The sequence below is a fragment of the Hoylesella nanceiensis DSM 19126 = JCM 15639 genome (genome assembly GCF_000379965.1).
Taxonomy (GTDB): domain Bacteria; phylum Bacteroidota; class Bacteroidia; order Bacteroidales; family Bacteroidaceae; genus Prevotella; species Prevotella nanceiensis.
In genome coordinates this window covers 265,938-281,558 of the sequence record NZ_KB904331.1, presented here as the reverse complement: position 1 = coordinate 281,558, position 15,621 = coordinate 265,938, and the positions used below count along the sequence as shown (strand labels likewise).

The 15,621-nt window shown below is 37.0% G+C and carries 16 protein-coding genes; 4 read left to right on the top strand and 12 right to left on the bottom strand.

Translation table 11 applies throughout. The features are described 5' to 3' along the window. Positions 1–64 precede the first annotated feature (64 nt). The 6 genes from A3GM_RS0107330 to A3GM_RS0107305 all read right to left on the bottom strand — a co-directional run bounded on the left by A3GM_RS0107330 (position 65) and on the right by A3GM_RS0107305 (position 6,365). Positions 65–1,378 (bottom strand): DUF58 domain-containing protein, encoded by a 1,314-nt coding sequence (locus A3GM_RS0107330; protein WP_018362741.1) that lies wholly within the window; start codon positions 1,376–1,378, stop codon positions 65–67. 188 nt (positions 1,379–1,566) lie between these two features. Beyond that, a complete protein-coding gene (locus A3GM_RS0107325) occupies positions 1,567–2,541 on the bottom strand; it encodes an AAA family ATPase (protein ID WP_018362740.1) in 975 nt (324 codons plus the stop codon). A 2-nt stretch (positions 2,542–2,543) separates the two neighbouring features. Next, the gene (locus A3GM_RS0107320; RefSeq protein WP_018362739.1) at positions 2,544–3,791 is read right to left on the bottom strand and encodes a DUF4350 domain-containing protein; all 1,248 of its coding nucleotides are present in this window, start codon (positions 3,789–3,791) and stop codon (positions 2,544–2,546) included. Then, on the bottom strand, positions 3,788–4,402 hold the full coding sequence (locus A3GM_RS0107315) for a hypothetical protein (protein WP_018362738.1): 615 nt from the start codon (positions 4,400–4,402) through the stop codon (positions 3,788–3,790). The genes A3GM_RS0107320 and A3GM_RS0107315 overlap by 4 nt, the downstream gene beginning before the upstream one ends. 12 nt (positions 4,403–4,414) lie before the next feature. Further along, positions 4,415–5,419, bottom strand: coding sequence for a hypothetical protein (locus tag A3GM_RS0107310; protein WP_018362737.1), 1,005 nt, complete (start codon positions 5,417–5,419; stop codon positions 4,415–4,417). Continuing rightward, positions 5,394–6,365, bottom strand: a complete 972-nt coding sequence (locus tag A3GM_RS0107305; protein ID WP_018362736.1) for a stage II sporulation protein M — start codon at positions 6,363–6,365, stop codon at positions 5,394–5,396. The genes A3GM_RS0107310 and A3GM_RS0107305 overlap by 26 nt, the downstream gene beginning before the upstream one ends. A gap of 383 nt (positions 6,366–6,748) precedes the next feature. On the opposite strand from A3GM_RS0107305, the gene A3GM_RS0107300 reads away from it, so the two are divergent. After that, the gene (locus A3GM_RS0107300; RefSeq protein WP_018362735.1) at positions 6,749–7,489 is read left to right on the top strand and encodes an RDD family protein; all 741 of its coding nucleotides are present in this window, start codon (positions 6,749–6,751) and stop codon (positions 7,487–7,489) included. Positions 7,490–7,640: 151 nt separating this feature from the next. On the opposite strand, the gene A3GM_RS0107295 is transcribed toward A3GM_RS0107300, so the two are convergent. The 6 genes from A3GM_RS0107295 to A3GM_RS0107270 form a co-directional block, all read right to left on the bottom strand. Then, complete coding sequence (locus A3GM_RS0107295) at positions 7,641–8,099, bottom strand: copper resistance protein NlpE N-terminal domain-containing protein (RefSeq protein WP_018362734.1); 459 nt, start codon at positions 8,097–8,099, stop codon at positions 7,641–7,643. 85 nt (positions 8,100–8,184) lie between these two features. Next, positions 8,185–8,643 (bottom strand): DoxX family protein, encoded by a 459-nt coding sequence (locus A3GM_RS0107290; protein WP_018362733.1) that lies wholly within the window; start codon positions 8,641–8,643, stop codon positions 8,185–8,187. 212 nt (positions 8,644–8,855) lie between these two features. Next, positions 8,856–9,341 carry a Dps family protein gene (locus A3GM_RS0107285; RefSeq protein ID WP_018362732.1) on the bottom strand — a complete coding sequence of 162 codons (486 nt, stop codon included), beginning with the start codon at positions 9,339–9,341 and terminating at the stop codon, positions 8,856–8,858. Positions 9,342–9,501: 160 nt separating this feature from the next. Next, complete coding sequence (gene ahpF / locus A3GM_RS0107280) at positions 9,502–11,064, bottom strand: alkyl hydroperoxide reductase subunit F (RefSeq protein ID WP_018362731.1); 1,563 nt, start codon at positions 11,062–11,064, stop codon at positions 9,502–9,504. A gap of 117 nt (positions 11,065–11,181) precedes the next feature. Beyond that, on the bottom strand, positions 11,182–11,748 hold the full coding sequence (ahpC, locus tag A3GM_RS0107275; RefSeq protein ID WP_018362730.1) for an alkyl hydroperoxide reductase subunit C: 567 nt from the start codon (positions 11,746–11,748) through the stop codon (positions 11,182–11,184). A 174-nt stretch (positions 11,749–11,922) separates the two neighbouring features. Next, complete coding sequence (locus tag A3GM_RS0107270; RefSeq protein WP_018362729.1) at positions 11,923–12,534, bottom strand: superoxide dismutase; 612 nt, start codon at positions 12,532–12,534, stop codon at positions 11,923–11,925. Between the two features lie 247 nt (positions 12,535–12,781). Here A3GM_RS0107270 and A3GM_RS0107265 point away from each other — a divergent pair, with 247 nt between their 5' ends. The 3 genes from A3GM_RS0107265 to A3GM_RS0107250 all read left to right on the top strand — a co-directional run bounded on the left by A3GM_RS0107265 (position 12,782) and on the right by A3GM_RS0107250 (position 15,614). Continuing rightward, a complete protein-coding gene (locus A3GM_RS0107265; protein WP_018362728.1) occupies positions 12,782–13,711 on the top strand; it encodes a hydrogen peroxide-inducible genes activator in 930 nt (309 codons plus the stop codon). A gap of 419 nt (positions 13,712–14,130) precedes the next feature. Next, positions 14,131–14,547 (top strand): PaaI family thioesterase, encoded by a 417-nt coding sequence (locus tag A3GM_RS0107255; RefSeq protein ID WP_018362726.1) that lies wholly within the window; start codon positions 14,131–14,133, stop codon positions 14,545–14,547. Continuing rightward, positions 14,544–15,614 (top strand): isochorismate synthase, encoded by a 1,071-nt coding sequence (locus tag A3GM_RS0107250; RefSeq protein ID WP_018362725.1) that lies wholly within the window; start codon positions 14,544–14,546, stop codon positions 15,612–15,614. The genes A3GM_RS0107255 and A3GM_RS0107250 overlap by 4 nt, the downstream gene beginning before the upstream one ends. Positions 15,615–15,621 lie beyond the last annotated feature (7 nt).

Here is a 15,621-nt window from a genome sequence, read left to right as displayed (position 1 = left end):
CATTTAATGAATTTGTAATTACATTCTTATTGCAAAGCCGTTGTTTGCCGAAAGCAAAACAATATTATGTTAACATGTTTCTTTGTTTGATGTCAAGATATTTGTTTATGACATCAGCTGTTAGCTTATCAGGAGAGGTGAGCAATGTAAGTACACCGTGATTCTTTAGGTGTGTAACTAAAGAATGCTTCTCTTGAATACCCTTATACAGCATTGCTTGAGTGTAATATCCTTGCACGTCGGTTGGAGTTTCTTTGGATTGGTCTATCATTTCGTTATCTTCAAAGAACACAACAAGCACTCGATGGTGTTGAGCAAGCTGTATAATATAAGGTAATTGGCGTTGTAACGACGATAGATTGATGAAGTTTGTGTAGAGAATAAACAAGCTTCTTTTGTTCACAAGTCGGTTAACTCCAATACAAAGATTCGAGAAGTCGCTCTCACCAAAGGTGTTTTTTTCGTTGTAAAGACGTTCTTGTATTTCTTGCATCTGCGTCTTTTTCTTGGTAGCAGGTAAGAAAGTGTTCACCTCTTTGTCGAAAGTTATGAGTCCAACTTTATCGTCTTTGTTCATAGCAATATACGAAAGCACCAGTGAAGCGTTAATAGCATAGTCTAAAAGAGTCATCTTTTCGAATGCTTGTTGCATCACTCTACCTTTGTCAATCACATTAAATATGCTTTGAGAACGCTCGTCTTGATAGACATTCACCATCAGTTGGCCACGTCTTGCCGATGCTTTCCAGTTCATAGAGCGATACTCGTCGCCCTTAACATACTCTTTAATGTGCTCGAAATCGGTGTTGTTTCCAATCTTTCTAATACGCTTTATGCCTTGATCTGTTATCTTATTGTTGATAGCCATCAGCTCATATTGATGCAATTGCTTATAAGATGGATACACTTTTACGGTTTCAATCTGCTTAAAGTGGTAACCTCTTTGAATTAATCCTATTGGACTTGAAGTGTAAGCGTGTATCACATCAAACTGATAAGCACCTCTTTTGAAGGGCTTTAGGTGATAAACAAGATCTTTGGTTTCTGCCTTTTTAATCTTAATTTTAAACAAAACGTCTCGTCGTTGAAATACAACTGGTATTTCATCGATCACCTCTATGCTAACGGGAAAGATGTATTTGTTCTCTATTTCGATAACAACTTTATTCTCATCTCCATTCGAAAATCGGTTGTTACACTTTCGCTGTGCCTTAATTGCTTTCTTATAGTAGAGTGAAACGAAATCGATTAGTATGAAACCAATTAGCGCAAGCAGCGTGAACCATGATATTTTGAATAACCATGGCAGTGAGTAACTGAGAGAAAACATCACAATGATGATTCCCATTGCTATGTAAAAGCGGAGTGTTAGAAACATTATAGATTCTATTTTTATCGTCTGTTAAATCAGATTAGAATGCAGAGCATTTTAATTACATATTCTTTTGAATCTTAAAAGCTATTCTTTTGCATTGCAATAGCTATCTTTTTGCGTCGTAAAAGCACTGCTTTTGTGAATGAAAAGCAATGTTTTTATTTTGAAAGAGATATTCTTTTAAGAATCAATTACTTAGGCACTTCGATCTTTTCAACAAGTCGTTGAATGATTTTGGTGCTGGTGTAGCCTTCCATTTCTGCCTCTGCGGTGAGCAAGATACGGTGAGCAAGTACGTAAGGTGCGCAATATTTGATGTCATCTGGAGTGATATAATCTCTTCCTTCCAATATTGCTATGGCCTTAGAGAGTTGCATAATGCCCACAGAAGCACGTGGAGATGCACCTAAATAGATGGCTTTGCTGTTGCGAGTTTGTTGCACAATGGCAGCAATATATCTTAAAAGACTTGGTTCGATATACACCTTTTGAAGCAAAGAACGAAGTTCGAGCAACTCTTTTGGAGTGATGATGGGTTGAATATCTTGAACCTTTGTGATGTTAGTCTTTTCATTATGTCTTATAAGAATTTCAACTTCCTCCTCAATGTTGGGGTAGTTCATCTGTATTTTCACAAGGAAACGGTCTAATTGAGCTTCAGGAAGCTTGTATGTTCCCTCTTGTTCTACAGGGTTTTGAGTGGCAAAAATGCTATAAATCTCGTCCATCTTGTAAGATTGTCCGTCGATAGTTGCCTGGCGTTCTTCCATCACTTCGAACAAAGCTGCTTGTGTTTTAGCTGGTGCTCTGTTTATTTCATCGGCCAAAATGATGTTTGCAAAGGCAGGACCTTTATGGAAATCGAAAGTTGAAGTCTGCATGTTAAACACCGTAGTACCTAACACATCACTTGGCATAAGGTCGGGTGTGAACTGTATTCTGCTAAACTTTGCATCAACAAGGCGTGCCATTAGTTTTGCAAGAAGGGTTTTAGCAACTCCTGGAACACCTTCAATTAGAACGTGTCCGTCGCACACTAAAGATGCAAGTAATAAGTCAACAACTTGCTCTTGGCCTACAATCGTTTTAGAAATTGCACTTTTTAGTTCTGCAATCTTATTTGAAAAGCCCGTAAGGTCTAATCTTTCTCTTACTATTTCACTCATATTTATAATGATAATTTATTTGTTATTTTATTGATATTCTTGAGATGTTTGATCATATCTGTTTCGGAAATGTTATATGAAAGCAGCGAAACGAAACGCAATTCCTTTATTGTTTTCTCAATAAACGATAGCTCTAAGCCTGTTCTTGACGCTAAAGCAGCAAAGTTTTTGCTATCATCTTCGGTGTCTTCAAGATGAATAAAGGTGGCTTTATACACATCTTCGATAAACGCTTGATATCGTTTTAAGACGACTTCATTTGTTGATTTGTCTCGTTTATATAGGTTTCCGAGTTGCTTTGCAAACATAATTGAAGCGTTTCGTGGCTCTCTTATGATTGGAATGATGTGCTGTTTGCGGCGTGCAAGCATCAGTAAAAGCACCAAACCCGTGATGACTAGCAATGCAAAAGCAGTTTTAAGACCAGGCTTTCCCGTAATATAACTAAGAATAGAAGGCTCTGTTGTCTCTCTAGCTGCCATGGTTCTGTCGATACGAATGATAGGTTTATCGCTTATTTGTGCCATCAAACGGTGTAGATAAACATTGGTATGAGGGTCGAGAACGCCCACATTTGTGAATACGATAGGGGTGCTAACGAAGGTGATTTTACCCTTTCCTAAAGGAATAGTAGCGGCTATTAGCTCTTGAGTTTCAACGCTACTATCGTTTACTACCGTTATTTCTGCAAGTGGAATAGCTTGAGTTGAGTCTACAATTAGCGTGTTTGCGGCTACTGGACTGTATAAATCAAAGACCTCTTTGCTATATCCTTTATTTGTATTTAGCCATGTTGCAGGTATGAAATTGTTTGGATCATCACTGCCAATGACATACTCTAGGTCTACATAATCATCTAATTGGTATGTGTCTATCAATACAGAATCCTTCTCAGAGTATATCCTAAAGTAGTTACCTGCAACCATAATGTGAGCTCCTTTCCTTACAATATCAAAGAAAGCGTCGGCTTCTATGTCTGAAACATAAAAGTCTCCATCGGCATAAAGTATATTATTTTTCTGATATGCTTTCGATGTTTTCAATTCACTAAAGGTTATATTCTGCACCGAATAGCCCTTTTTTAGGGTTGATTTCATAATGCTATCGAATGCAAAACACCCCAAAGGTTCTTTGTCATTATATGAATATGAGGGATACCAATCGTGTCTTACGGGTTGAATAAGAATGGCAAATGCTGTTAAAATAACTATGACAGCGATGGTGATAATAAGAATTGTGCGTCCTTTCATTTTGCTTTTCCTTTCAAAATAATAGATTGATATCTTTCCATCTCACTGCAAGTAGATTCGTCTGCATTATATTTTCCATAGCGAATCTTCATAAATTGCGATGTCATATAATTGAATTCACTCATCTTAACCTCGTAAGTATACTGCTTAACTGTTTTGTTTGGCAACCAAAGAATGCGCTCTTCCTTGCTCAATAGATACAGAGTTTGCAAATAGATGAGCAGTGTTAAACGATTGAGATCATTGTTTTGGCGAGCCAAGCTAATTTCTTTTTCAAAATCAGTTGTTTGAATATTCTCTTCTTTTAGGGCGTCATCGATTTGCACTTTCTTGTTAAATGAAAAGAGATGAGGGAATTTTCGGTAGATAGCAAAGCATACTATGACTATAAAAACGAAGCCAAAGGTATATAAAACAAAGTCTCTTATCTCTTCACCAGGTATTAATGCATCGAAAAACTTCCCGAGAATATCACCTAAGTTGTCAAAAAGTATCTCGAAAGAGGTGGTTTCTCGTGCTTTTTCAGCAGTGTAATGAAAGGCTTTATCATCATTAAATTGCTGAATAATAGCCGTATCTATCCTTAGAGTATCTATGGGATTATAATTCATTTTAATTACTTTCTAATCTTCAGAACTAATGTCTATATCGTTAATCTCGTCCAATTTTTGGTCTGTGATGTCGTTATTTAGTTGCTCAAAATAGTCGATTGAGCTGTCAATACTCTTGTATTCCGTCTTTTCCATCGTTGATCCATACACCAAAGTGGTGCCTATTGTGAAGAAAATAACCCACAATATATATCCCAGGTGCGACACAATTAGAGTTATAATATTTATCGCATTATAGTTAGATGACTGTGTATAACTATAAAGTGACGATGAATCCACACCCGTAAATATCTGCATAGCGATGAGAATATAGGTAGGAATGCTTGACAATAGGCGAATAAGAAAGAAGATAAGTCCTATTGTAAACACGAAACCTATAATGCTTAACCAATTATAAAAGCCCAATTTTATGCTTTTAGAGATGGCTTTCGACAAGCTAATATCTTCTAAAGCATAGTATGGAGTCAATAAAACTATAGCGGGAGAGAGTATTAAAAAGGTGAAAAATACAAAGCCCCCAATGAGAAGTGCCTTAGCAAAAAAGTCGAAAGAAGTAGTCGTTATTCCTACACTTGGTAAGTATAATGCGCATATAAGCGTAATAGGTATGATGGCAAACACCACTAAACGCTTTGCAATACCAGGTATATGACCTATAATGTCTTTAATTTTGATATTGGTTATATCAGTTGTTCTATCGAAATATACCTTCTCGAATGCAAAAACAATACTCATAAATAAAATGGCAAACAATACTTCTACTATCGAGACACATAGAAATCTGAGCAACATAGTGGTGCTTATAATATCGTTTGTGTCAAATTTAGAGCCAAAACTAAAGTAATTTTGGATAGCAAAATCGATAGGAATATTGATGAAAGCCGTTATCAATGCAATGATAGCAAAGAGCTTAAACAGAACACGTTTATTTTGTTTAGCAAACGAAAACAGCGTATTGATGTTTTCGTTAAAGCTTCTTTCTTCGTATAACTCAATCTTTTTTCTGTCTCTTGTCATATACATTGCGTTTGTAAGGTAAGTAAATATAATAGAAAAGAATAAAGCATAGCGACAAGAAGATGATGAGTCCTCTTACAAAGAAAGGCCACTCGGTGTGTCGAGTGATGTATCCTTCGATAAAACCAGCTGTAATTGTGATGGGAACAACACCCACAAAGATGCGCAAACCCTGCATAGCACTGCGTTTAAAGGCAATCTTTCTTGAATAAGTTCCAGGCACAATCCAACCCAAACCCAATGCAAGTCCTGCCGCACCACTAATCACCATCGTTGCAATTTCAAGCGTTCCGTGAACAAATACCGTAAAGAACGATTCTTTAAATACCCCCTGTTGATATAAGAACGTTTCGAAACAACCCACCATTATACCATTATATAATAGCGAAGTGATGGTTCCATAGCAAGTGATAAGACCCGAAGCGAATGTTCGAATATCTACCCAAAGGTTGTTTAAGGTGATATAAAAGAAGCTAAGAAACTCCCCTTCGGAAGCATAAACCGCCATAGGATTGCCAGCATCGATATTATCTAAGGTCATACTAATATAGGAAGGACCTAATATTGTGTTTGGAAAATCGGGGTCTCCGATGGTTGAAACGATGCCAATAAGCATGCTAACTGCTAATATAATGAGCGAAAGCAGGTGATAATATCTTGTTTTATACACCGTGTCGGGTACCTCTTGCGTCCAAAAAGTGATGAGCCTGCGCCACGATTCTTGCTTACTACTATATATATTAATATGTAGTGTGAGGGCAATATCGTTGAGATAATTGGTAATTGGCGATGAAGGATAATTGGTTTGAGCAAAAGAAAGATCAGAGGTGATATCAAAATAAAGGTTAGAAAGGCTCTCTGGACTTTCTGCTTGTATATTATCTAATCGCTGTTCTACATTCTTCCACTTAGCAAGATTTTGCTTTATAAATACTATTTCTTTCAAAATAACTAACGAGTTTATTTGTATTTAGATCGTTAAAACACACGCAAATATAAGTTTTTTTTGCCGTTCTTACAAGTAAAAAACATCTTTTAAATTTTCTGTTTTATGCCTTTGTGTATCAATGGGTTATTGATGCGCTTGTAAAAGCTATGAAATTGCTTGCAAAAAGCAATGCTTTTAGGGCGTAATAGCACTGCTTTTAGATACCAAAAACAATGCTTTTTATTTTTTATGGTTATGATGTTGTTTTAAAATTCTTCTATTGTTGTGTAATTGATTAATAGTTACTATCTTTGCGAAGTGGAGCTGTTTAGATTGAAAAAGAAACAACTCGCATTGTAATGCTAAAAGCAAAACGAATTAAGAAGAAAAATAATTACTAAATGTACGATAAGAATGATATTATAACTAACCAGTTTGTGCGAATTAAACACGACACGGTTGGAGTTGGACCACGTTTCTTTGCTCATATAATTGATGTGATAATCATCTTTTTCTATGGCTTTTTTATGATAAGACTGTATGATTATTTAGACCGTGGAATGCATTTTACTACCCAAATGGGATTGCTTTTGGGGTTCTTTTTCCTTTTGTTACCCATTCTAACTTACTTTATTGTATCAGAAACAGTAACGGGTGGGCAAACCATTGGCAAGTTTATTATGGGCATAAAGGTGATGAAAGCAGATGGAACTCCTGCCTCAATGGGTAACTATTTAATGAGAGGTATGTTGCTTCCTGTAGAGACTTATGGCTTTTTTTATCTCGGTGCGTGGTTTATGCTTATCACAAAACGACATCAACGATTAGGCGATTTAGCCGCAGGCACAATGGTGGTGCGAGTGAAACGCAAAAGATCTCTAACGCTAAATCTGAATAATTATAGGCATTTAGCACCCGATTATCAACCACTTTACAAGCAAGCTGAAGACTTATCTGTGCAACAAGTAGAGATTATTAAGAAGGCTTTGAAAGTGAATGAGGGTAAAGATACTGAGCAAGTGGTGATACTTGCAACCAAAGTTCGTGATGCGTTGAATATTAAAAAGGTTGAGCAATTGCCCACAGAGTTCCTCAAAAGGATTATAAAAGACTATGAGTTCTTGTCGGTTTATTATGTTTAAACCATAGGGCAACACTCAAAATGCAATATAAAACAAAATGAGTTGTTCTTCAACAACCCATCAACTATAAAAAGAAATAGGTAGGAGAAACATCTAAAAGATATTATCTCGCTACCTATTTTTTTGAGTATTAATCTAGATTATTAAATTCTTATTTAAGCTTAAGATCGTATTTTTCTGGTGTTTGAGATTCTAATTTCAAGTCAGCATTTACAACACGAACTGTAGAATCGTTAACGATTAGAAGGTAAGTATCATCTTCTTTTGTCTTACCTACAAGGCGATAAGCTTGTACTTCTTTACCATCTACGTCTTTTTTGATGTTTTCAACAGTACCAGTTGAAGCGAAAGTAGATTGTCCGTCCTTTGCTTCTAGGTATGTTTGAGTAAGGCTATAACCTACAGTTGAATCGTTAGAAGCGATTGCAACGTTGTATTTTATACCTGGACCATCAGCTGCTGGGATTACACCTTCATAGCGAACGCTATCTCCAAGAGTTGAATCTTGAGCCAAAGAGTCTACACCTGCACCTGTAGATGCTGTTTTTCCTGTGTTGTTGCAAGCTGCAACTAGAGCAGCAGCAACGGCTAATGTCAATAATTTCTTCATACTTTTTGTTTTTAAAATTAATACTACATCAATACAACTCTTATTTTATTGTTTTATTGTATATGATGATAAAAAAAATAATTAATTATCCTTTACAATTGCATTTTTCTTTATTCATAGCAGGACAAAGGCTCACTAAATAGCCATCTACAGAGAATTTTCCTGGTCCTGCGATAAGAAGTAGAGTGAAAACGATGAGGTATGCAAATGCTAACTCACCTTGTTCGATTGATCCTCCGTTTGCAATAAAGAATGCAACAGCCATCGTAAAGATCATAGGAATAAGCACTAAGCGACTTAATACGCCAAGAATAAGAGCAACAGAACATACCAACTCTGCGAAAATAGCAAGGATTAACGATGTTTGTGAGCCTACTCCTAATGGGTCGGGGAAGGCACTTGACATTTGATCGAACGCCATATACTTCTGTAATCCGTGATGAGCTAGGAGCAAAGCAAATATAACTCGTGCTGCAAGAAGCACGAAAGATGTTGTGCAACTTTCGTTATTTGTTGGGAAAATCAATTTTAATAACTTTTTCATTGTAATATGCTTTTTAATTGTTTGTATATATATTATGGTGTAATTGCAATGCTTTTGCAGTGCAAACTCAATGCTTTTAGAGTCTAAACTCAATGCTTTTACAACCTAATTTCAATGCAAAATGAGGGCAACACCACTCTTGATGAGTGTGTAACCCTCTTTAATAATAAATCTGTTCGCTATTTTTTGTATTCTAATCTACTTAATATCGTTTATTTTTTCTTCTTTTCTAAGAAAGAAAGAAGCATCCAAATAAGCTTTTCTTGACCTTTAAGATAGTCGCTCATAAGCGATACTGTTACATCATCATTAGCCTCATTAGCAAGTGCAATGATTGCTCTTTCTTCTTCAATCAAAAGCTTTAGTGTATCAAGAACTCTCTCTAAAGCGTGTCTTCCCTCACGTTCAAAGCCGTCTTCTTGTAGCTTTGACACCTTAAGATATTCGCTATAGCGGTTCTCTGGACGTTCTCCTAATTGAAGAATACGCTCTGCAACCTCATCAACTTTATTGGCTGTGTCGTTGTAAAGGTGCTCATAATGCTCGTGAAGCATAAAGAATCCTTTTCCTCTTACATTCCAATGGAAACCTCTAAGGTTTGCATAAAACACTTGATAGTCTGCTAATAGCTGTGATAAAGCTTTAACTACTGGTGCAACTTTCTCGCTGTTTAGTCCTAAATACTTAAGTGTGTTCATAATTATTATCCTTTCTTTTATTTGTGATTTTTATCTTATTGTTTTATTGATGATGCAAAGTTACAATAAAGATAAACTGCCTACAAATGGTTCTATCTATAGTGTTATAGACAAAATAAATAACTATCGTGAAACACCTTTATATAAAGTACTTTCAGAATTAACCGATAACGCCACGCATTTTGTCTTCGAATGCAGATAAAGAAGCTTTTGCTCCTTCTCCCATAGCAATGACAATTTGTTTGTAAGGCACGCTCGATACGTCGCCAGCTGCATACACTCCAGGGATAGAAGTACGGCAATGAGCATCGATAATGATTTCTCTTGCATTAGTAAGTGTTAGCTCTTCTGCGAAAGGAGCACTGTTAGCCGATAGTCCTATTTGTACAAATACACCGTCAAGAGCAATCTCTCGTTCTTCATTTGTAACTCTATCTTTCACCTTTAAGGCTGTAACCTTAGTGCCATTTCCTATTACTTGAGTTGTTTGAGATGACTTAAAGATTTGTATGTTTGGCATACTTGCAGCCTTGTTTTGTAGCACTTCGTCGGCTCTTAGTGTGTCAGCAAATTCCAAAACAGTAACGTTTGAGCAGATATTAGCAAGGTCTATTGCTGCTTCTATACCCGAGTTACCTCCTCCAATCACTGCAACTGCCTTGTTTTTGTAGAAAGGTCCATCGCAATGAGGGCAGAAATGCACACCTTTACCTAAGTAATCGCTTTCGCCTTCCACATTAAGTTTACGCCAACTTGCACCAGTTGCAATGATAACTGCAGGCGCAACGAAAGTTTCTCCACCTCTAACTACAATGCGTTTTTGTGCTTCTTTTAAAGAAACAGTTTCTATTTTGCGGTTTTCAAACACATCAATTGGATAAGTGCGAACGTGCTCTTTTAAGTCAGCAGCAAGCTTTGCACCAGTTGTTTGAGGCACAGATATAAGGTTTTCGATGCCTACTGTTTCCTTAACTTGTCCACCAATGCTTTCTGCAATGATAGCTACTTTAAGTCCTTTGCGTGCTGAATAGATGGCAGCAGATGAGCCTGCAGGACCTCCACCCAATACAATTACATCATAGTTCTGCTCTTCTTGAGGCTCATTGCTTAGAGTTGAAGATCCAAACTTATCTTCTAATTTCTGTAAAAGCTCTCCAAATTCACCCTTACCAGAATGAACTAGCTCGCCATCAATGAACACTGCGGGTACACCTTGAATGTGTTTTGCTTCCACTTCTGCTTGAAATAGAGCTCCATCAATCATCTCATGGGTGATAGAAGGATTGTTCAAAGCCATGATATTGAATGCTTGTACCACGTCAGGACAATTGGTACAGGTTAGAGATACATAGGTTTGAATATGTATTTCGCCATTAAGTGCAGCCACACGTTTGCATATATTGGCATCAGGAAGATTCTTTCCCTTACCGTCTGAGTTAAGAATTGCAAGAAGAAGAGATGTAAACTCGTGTCCATTAGGAATGCCTCTGAAACGGATTCCTGTTGGAGTTCCATTCTTAACGATATCGAAATAAAGTGTATTTTCTGTGGTTTCTTGCTCTTCTACGCTTATCTTTTCAGATGAAGAAGCGAAGTCTGACAAGAAAGAACGCATGTTATCGAGTTCTTCAAATGCTTTGTTGAAAGTTAATAATAAGGTATATTGGCCTTCAAGAGCACTGAAAATGCCTCTTACTTGTTCTATTATTTGTTTGTCTAGCATAATCTTTTATTTTAGTTAGGTATATGTGTTACGTAAATGTTCAATAAAAAAAGAGTTCCCATTTCTTACGCCTCAGGATGCAAAAGAAAAGGGAACGCTCATTAATAAATAATAAACTTAGATCTTACCAACAAGGTCTATGCTTGGAGTTAATGTCTCTTGACCTTTCTTCCACTTTGCAGGACAAACCTCACCAGGGTGATTTGCTACGAATTGAGCAGCCTCAACCTTACGTACAAGCTCTTCTGCATTGCGACCAATACTGTTGTCTTGAATCTCAGCTAATTTGATTTTGCCTTCTGGATCAACAAGGAATGTACCACGATAAGCCATACCTTCTTCTTCAATATATACACCAAAAGCTTCAGAAAGAGTTGCTAATGGGTCTGCAAGCATTGTATATTGAATCTTTTTAATGCTGTCAGAAGCATCGTGCCAAGCCTTATGTACGAAGTGAGTGTCAGTACTTACTGAGAAAACTTCAACACCCATTTTCTTCAATTCTTCGTACTTTTCTGCCAAGTCTACAAGCTCTGTAGGGCAAACAAAAGTGAAGTCAGCTGGGTAAAAGAAGAAGATTGCCCATTTACCTTTGATATCTTCGTTTGTAACTGTTCTGAATTCGCCATTTTGGAAGGCTTGAACTTTAAACTCAGGAACTTGAGTATTGATAATTGTCTTCATAATTTCTTATTGTATTTACGTTGTTATGTTATAATTTCTGTTTTACTATTACTTTTCTCTTCAATAGAGATGAATCTGTTTTAATGGGGTAGGTGAGAGCTATTTATTATCTTTTTCGACGATAAAACACCGCTCACCTTATCTTTATATTATTTGTTACGTAAAGAATTCTCTTTATTTAAGTCTTGAAGCTACAACGTCCCAGTTGATGATATCCCATACTGCTGCAAGGTGATCAACACGTCTATTTTGATAATCTAGATAGTAAGCGTGTTCCCAAACATCAATACCCATAAGTGGATTTTGACCGTGACGAAGTGGATTTCCAGCGTTAGCCTCTTTTGTAATGATTAGTTTTCCGTCTTTATCTTGTGCTAACCAAACCCAACCAGAACCGAAAAGAGTAGCTCCTGCTTGTGAAAATTGCTTCTTAAATTCATCGAAACTACCAAAAGTAGCATTGATTTCATCTGCAAGCTTGCCTGTAGGTACGTTATCTTTTACAGGTGATTTGAATTGACCAAAATACAAAGCGTGGTTCAATGTTTGTCCTGCATTGTTAAAGATAGGACCATCTGGCGCTGTCATAACAATCTCATCAACACTCTTTCCTTCAAATTCTGTACCCTGAACTAATGTTCCTAAGGTGTTAACATACGCTTGAAGGTGTTTACCGTAATGATAGTTTATTGTCTGTTCACTTATCACTGGCTCTAAAGCATTTGGTGAATAAGGTAACTGTGGCATTGCTATTGTCATCATAAATACTATTTTTGTTAATAACATATTATACTTTTTATTTTACGTTGTCATTTCTTTTAGACGATGCAAAGTTAGATATAACTATAAAACTATAAAACAGATAAAATCTATATGTAAATAGATAAAATCTATATATGTGGCTTAATCCCTTTGTTTATCAATGTTTTACGGAAGCAAAAGGAAAGCAATTGCATGTAAAAAAAGATATATAACACGTTGTTTAGATATAAATTAATGTGTATCTTTGCACAAACGATAAAACTAAAAGATAATGACCTTACAACAACTTGAATATATTATTGCCGTTTATCGACACAAACATTTTGCAAAAGCTGCCGAATATTGCAATGTAACCCAACCTACTCTTAGTTCAATGATTCAGAAGTTAGAAGATGAATTGGGCGTAAAAATATTCGATAGAAAGAAACAACCGATCACAACTACAGAGATTGGAAAGCTTGTTATCGATAATGCTTGGAACGTGTTGCGCCGTGCTAAGAGGCTAAAAGAGGCGGTTGAAGAAGAGAAACACTCACTAACTGGAACCTTTAAGATAGGCATTATCCCCACAATTGCACCTTATCTCATTCCTCGTTTCTTTCCTCAATTGATGAGTAAGTATCCTAATATGGACGTAAGAATCAGCGAAATGAAAACCGAAGAGATTAAAACAGCCTTGAAAAGAGGCGATCTTGATGCTGGAATTCTTGCCCTTTTAGAAGATATGGAAGAGTTCAATTGCGACCATTTGTTCTACGAACAGTTCTTTACTTACATTGCAGAGAATGATGAATTGCACCAACATTCGTCGATAAAGACCAGCGATTTGGCAGATGAATACTTGTGGTTGTTAGACGAAGGTCATTGTTTTAGAGATCAATTAGTGAAGTTTTGTCACCTAAAGTCGGCTACTGCAAGCAAAAAAGCTTATAGCTTGGGTAGCATTGAGACCTTTATGAGAATGGTAGAAAGCGGAAAAGGCGTTACATTTATCCCCGAATTGGCTCTTTATCAGCTAAGCGAATCGCAGAAAAAGCTTGTTCGTCCATTCGCAATACCAGTGCCCACACGTGATGTAGTGATGATTACTTCGCCCAATTTTATGCGCACTTCAATAAAAGAATTAGTGGAAAACGAAGTGAAAATGTCTGTTCCTGAAGACATGTTAGCACTCAAAAAAACAATACAAAAAGTGGTATAGGTTGCCACTTTCATTGTACTTCATTTTCAATCCTTTTGTATTATCGTTCTAATACGATAGCTTTTTGCGTGTAATAGCAATGCTTTTGAGATGTAAAAGCATTGCTATTGTGCTTTAAAAACATAGCTTTTACCAGCCATTTGCAAAGTCGTTGCAATTCACCTATTTATATAATGTATAGAAGAAAAATAGGAGATGCAGTGAAAAAATAAATCTTCTTTTTCGTAATAGTGCCACAATAGGGGTAAAAGACCATTCCTAAAACTTTGTTTTTATAGCCTTTTTTCTTACCTTTGCAATAGAGCAAGGGCAACGAAAGAGCTCTGTTTAATTCGAAAAATAGAAACTCTTGGTTCCAATTTTTTGTAACATTCGTTGCCTTGTGCTTGATAATGATATTAAAATAAGAAGTAAACAACATGAATATTGATGGTGTAAAAGGACTTTTAGAGAAAGATAAAGGCTTGTCGTTAACATTAGGAATGGAGTTTTTTTCAACCGATGATCCTAACACTTGCAAAGCCACTATGCGAGTAGACGAACGCAATCGTCAGCCATTTGGTTTCTTAAGTGGTGGTGCAACCCTTGCTCTTGCAGAGAATTTGGCAGGAGTTGGCTCGTTAGCTCTATGTCCTGACGATATAAGCGTGGGCATTAATGTTAGCGGAAACCACGTAAAAGCAGTGGTAGAAGGCGACACCGTAACCGCAACTGCACACCTAATTAATAAAGGACGCTTGTTGCATGTGTGGCGAGTAGATATTTGCAACAGCGCAGACGAGCTTATATCAGTGGTGAATGTCACCAATTATGTTATTGTTCGAGGCAATAAATGATAGGTTACACTTGGTTTAAAACACCCGATAGCAATTGCTTTCATTGTGTAGAACAGCACAAAGGAAGCATTAAAGAACTGTATTCTTTCGAGCAATTGGCAAGCGAGGAAGGCTTTGTTATAGCCCCTTTTTCGCCCACAACCAATTGTCCTATCGTTGTTTTACACCCCGATGAGTGCTCAACACATAGCTTTCCCACTTTAGAAAGCTGCGAATTGTATCTTCATCAACCCCAAAACGAACATCAACGCAAAGCCTATGCAGAGGTATTTCGTAAGTTTCACACTGCATTGTTAAAGCAACAATTCAGTAAGTTGGTGCTTTCTCGCACCGAAGAATACCCACTTCATATCACCGAAGAGCAGGCAAAGCAACTCTTTTTGCACGCTTGCGCACGCTATCCCCATTTGTTTGTTGCGCTAATCAACACCCCTAAAACAGGTCTTTGGCTAATGGCTACGCCCGAAACTCTGATAGAACAGACCGAAGAAGGGTGGCAAACAATGGCTCTTGCGGGAACTCAGAAAATAGAAAAAGAATGGTTTAGCTCTCTCAAAACAGGCGAGTCGCCCCACGATTTGGCAGTTGTTTGGCAAGAGAAAGAGCAAAAAGAACAACAAATAGTGACCGATTACATCGTAGATTGTTTGAAGAAGGTAGATGCCAAGATAAGCATTTCAAAGCCACACACGGTATTTTCTGCCGAATTAGCACATCTTCGAACCGACATATCCTTTCATCTTACCAACAAAACACAGTTAGGAAAGCTTTTAAATAGCTTGCATCCCACCCCCGCAGTGTGTGGTTTGCCACAGCAAGAGGCCAAAGAGTTTATTTTAAAGAATGAGGGGTATCACCGCAAATATTATAGTGGTTTTGTGGGAATGATGAACGTAAATAATTTTAAAACACATCTTTTTGTAACTTTGCGTTGCTTAAATATAGCCCAAGAGCACATCACCTTTTATGCAGGCGGTGGCTTATTGGCAGCCAGTAAGGAAGAAAACGAGTGGCAAGAAACAGAAAACAAGCTTCGAACAATGAAAGATTTGTTTGTTGAACAATAAGAGATGA

Bases quoted from the DNA above. Each gene is read 5' to 3' on its own strand.
- A3GM_RS0107330 (WP_018362741.1), bottom strand. From the start codon at position 1,378: ATGTTTCTAACACTCCGCTTTTACATAGCAATGGGAATCATCATTGTG.
- A3GM_RS0107325 (WP_018362740.1), bottom strand. From the start codon at position 2,541: ATGAGTGAAATAGTAAGAGAAAGATTAGACCTTACGGGCTTTTCAAAT.
- A3GM_RS0107320 (WP_018362739.1), bottom strand. From the start codon at position 3,791: ATGAAAGGACGCACAATTCTTATTATCACCATCGCTGTCATAGTTATT.
- A3GM_RS0107315 (WP_018362738.1), bottom strand. From the start codon at position 4,402: ATGAATTATAATCCCATAGATACTCTAAGGATAGATACGGCTATTATT.
- A3GM_RS0107310 (WP_018362737.1), bottom strand. From the start codon at position 5,419: ATGACAAGAGACAGAAAAAAGATTGAGTTATACGAAGAAAGAAGCTTT.
- A3GM_RS0107300 (WP_018362735.1), top strand. From the start codon at position 6,749: ATGTACGATAAGAATGATATTATAACTAACCAGTTTGTGCGAATTAAA.
- A3GM_RS0107295 (WP_018362734.1), bottom strand. From the start codon at position 8,099: ATGAAGAAATTATTGACATTAGCCGTTGCTGCTGCTCTAGTTGCAGCT.
- A3GM_RS0107290 (WP_018362733.1), bottom strand. From the start codon at position 8,643: ATGAAAAAGTTATTAAAATTGATTTTCCCAACAAATAACGAAAGTTGC.
- A3GM_RS0107285 (WP_018362732.1), bottom strand. From the start codon at position 9,341: ATGAACACACTTAAGTATTTAGGACTAAACAGCGAGAAAGTTGCACCA.
- ahpF (WP_018362731.1), bottom strand. From the start codon at position 11,064: ATGCTAGACAAACAAATAATAGAACAAGTAAGAGGCATTTTCAGTGCT.
- ahpC (WP_018362730.1), bottom strand. From the start codon at position 11,748: ATGAAGACAATTATCAATACTCAAGTTCCTGAGTTTAAAGTTCAAGCC.
- A3GM_RS0107270 (WP_018362729.1), bottom strand. From the start codon at position 12,534: ATGTTATTAACAAAAATAGTATTTATGATGACAATAGCAATGCCACAG.
- A3GM_RS0107265 (WP_018362728.1), top strand. From the start codon at position 12,782: ATGACCTTACAACAACTTGAATATATTATTGCCGTTTATCGACACAAA.
- A3GM_RS0107255 (WP_018362726.1), top strand. From the start codon at position 14,131: ATGAATATTGATGGTGTAAAAGGACTTTTAGAGAAAGATAAAGGCTTG.
- A3GM_RS0107250 (WP_018362725.1), top strand. From the start codon at position 14,544: ATGATAGGTTACACTTGGTTTAAAACACCCGATAGCAATTGCTTTCAT.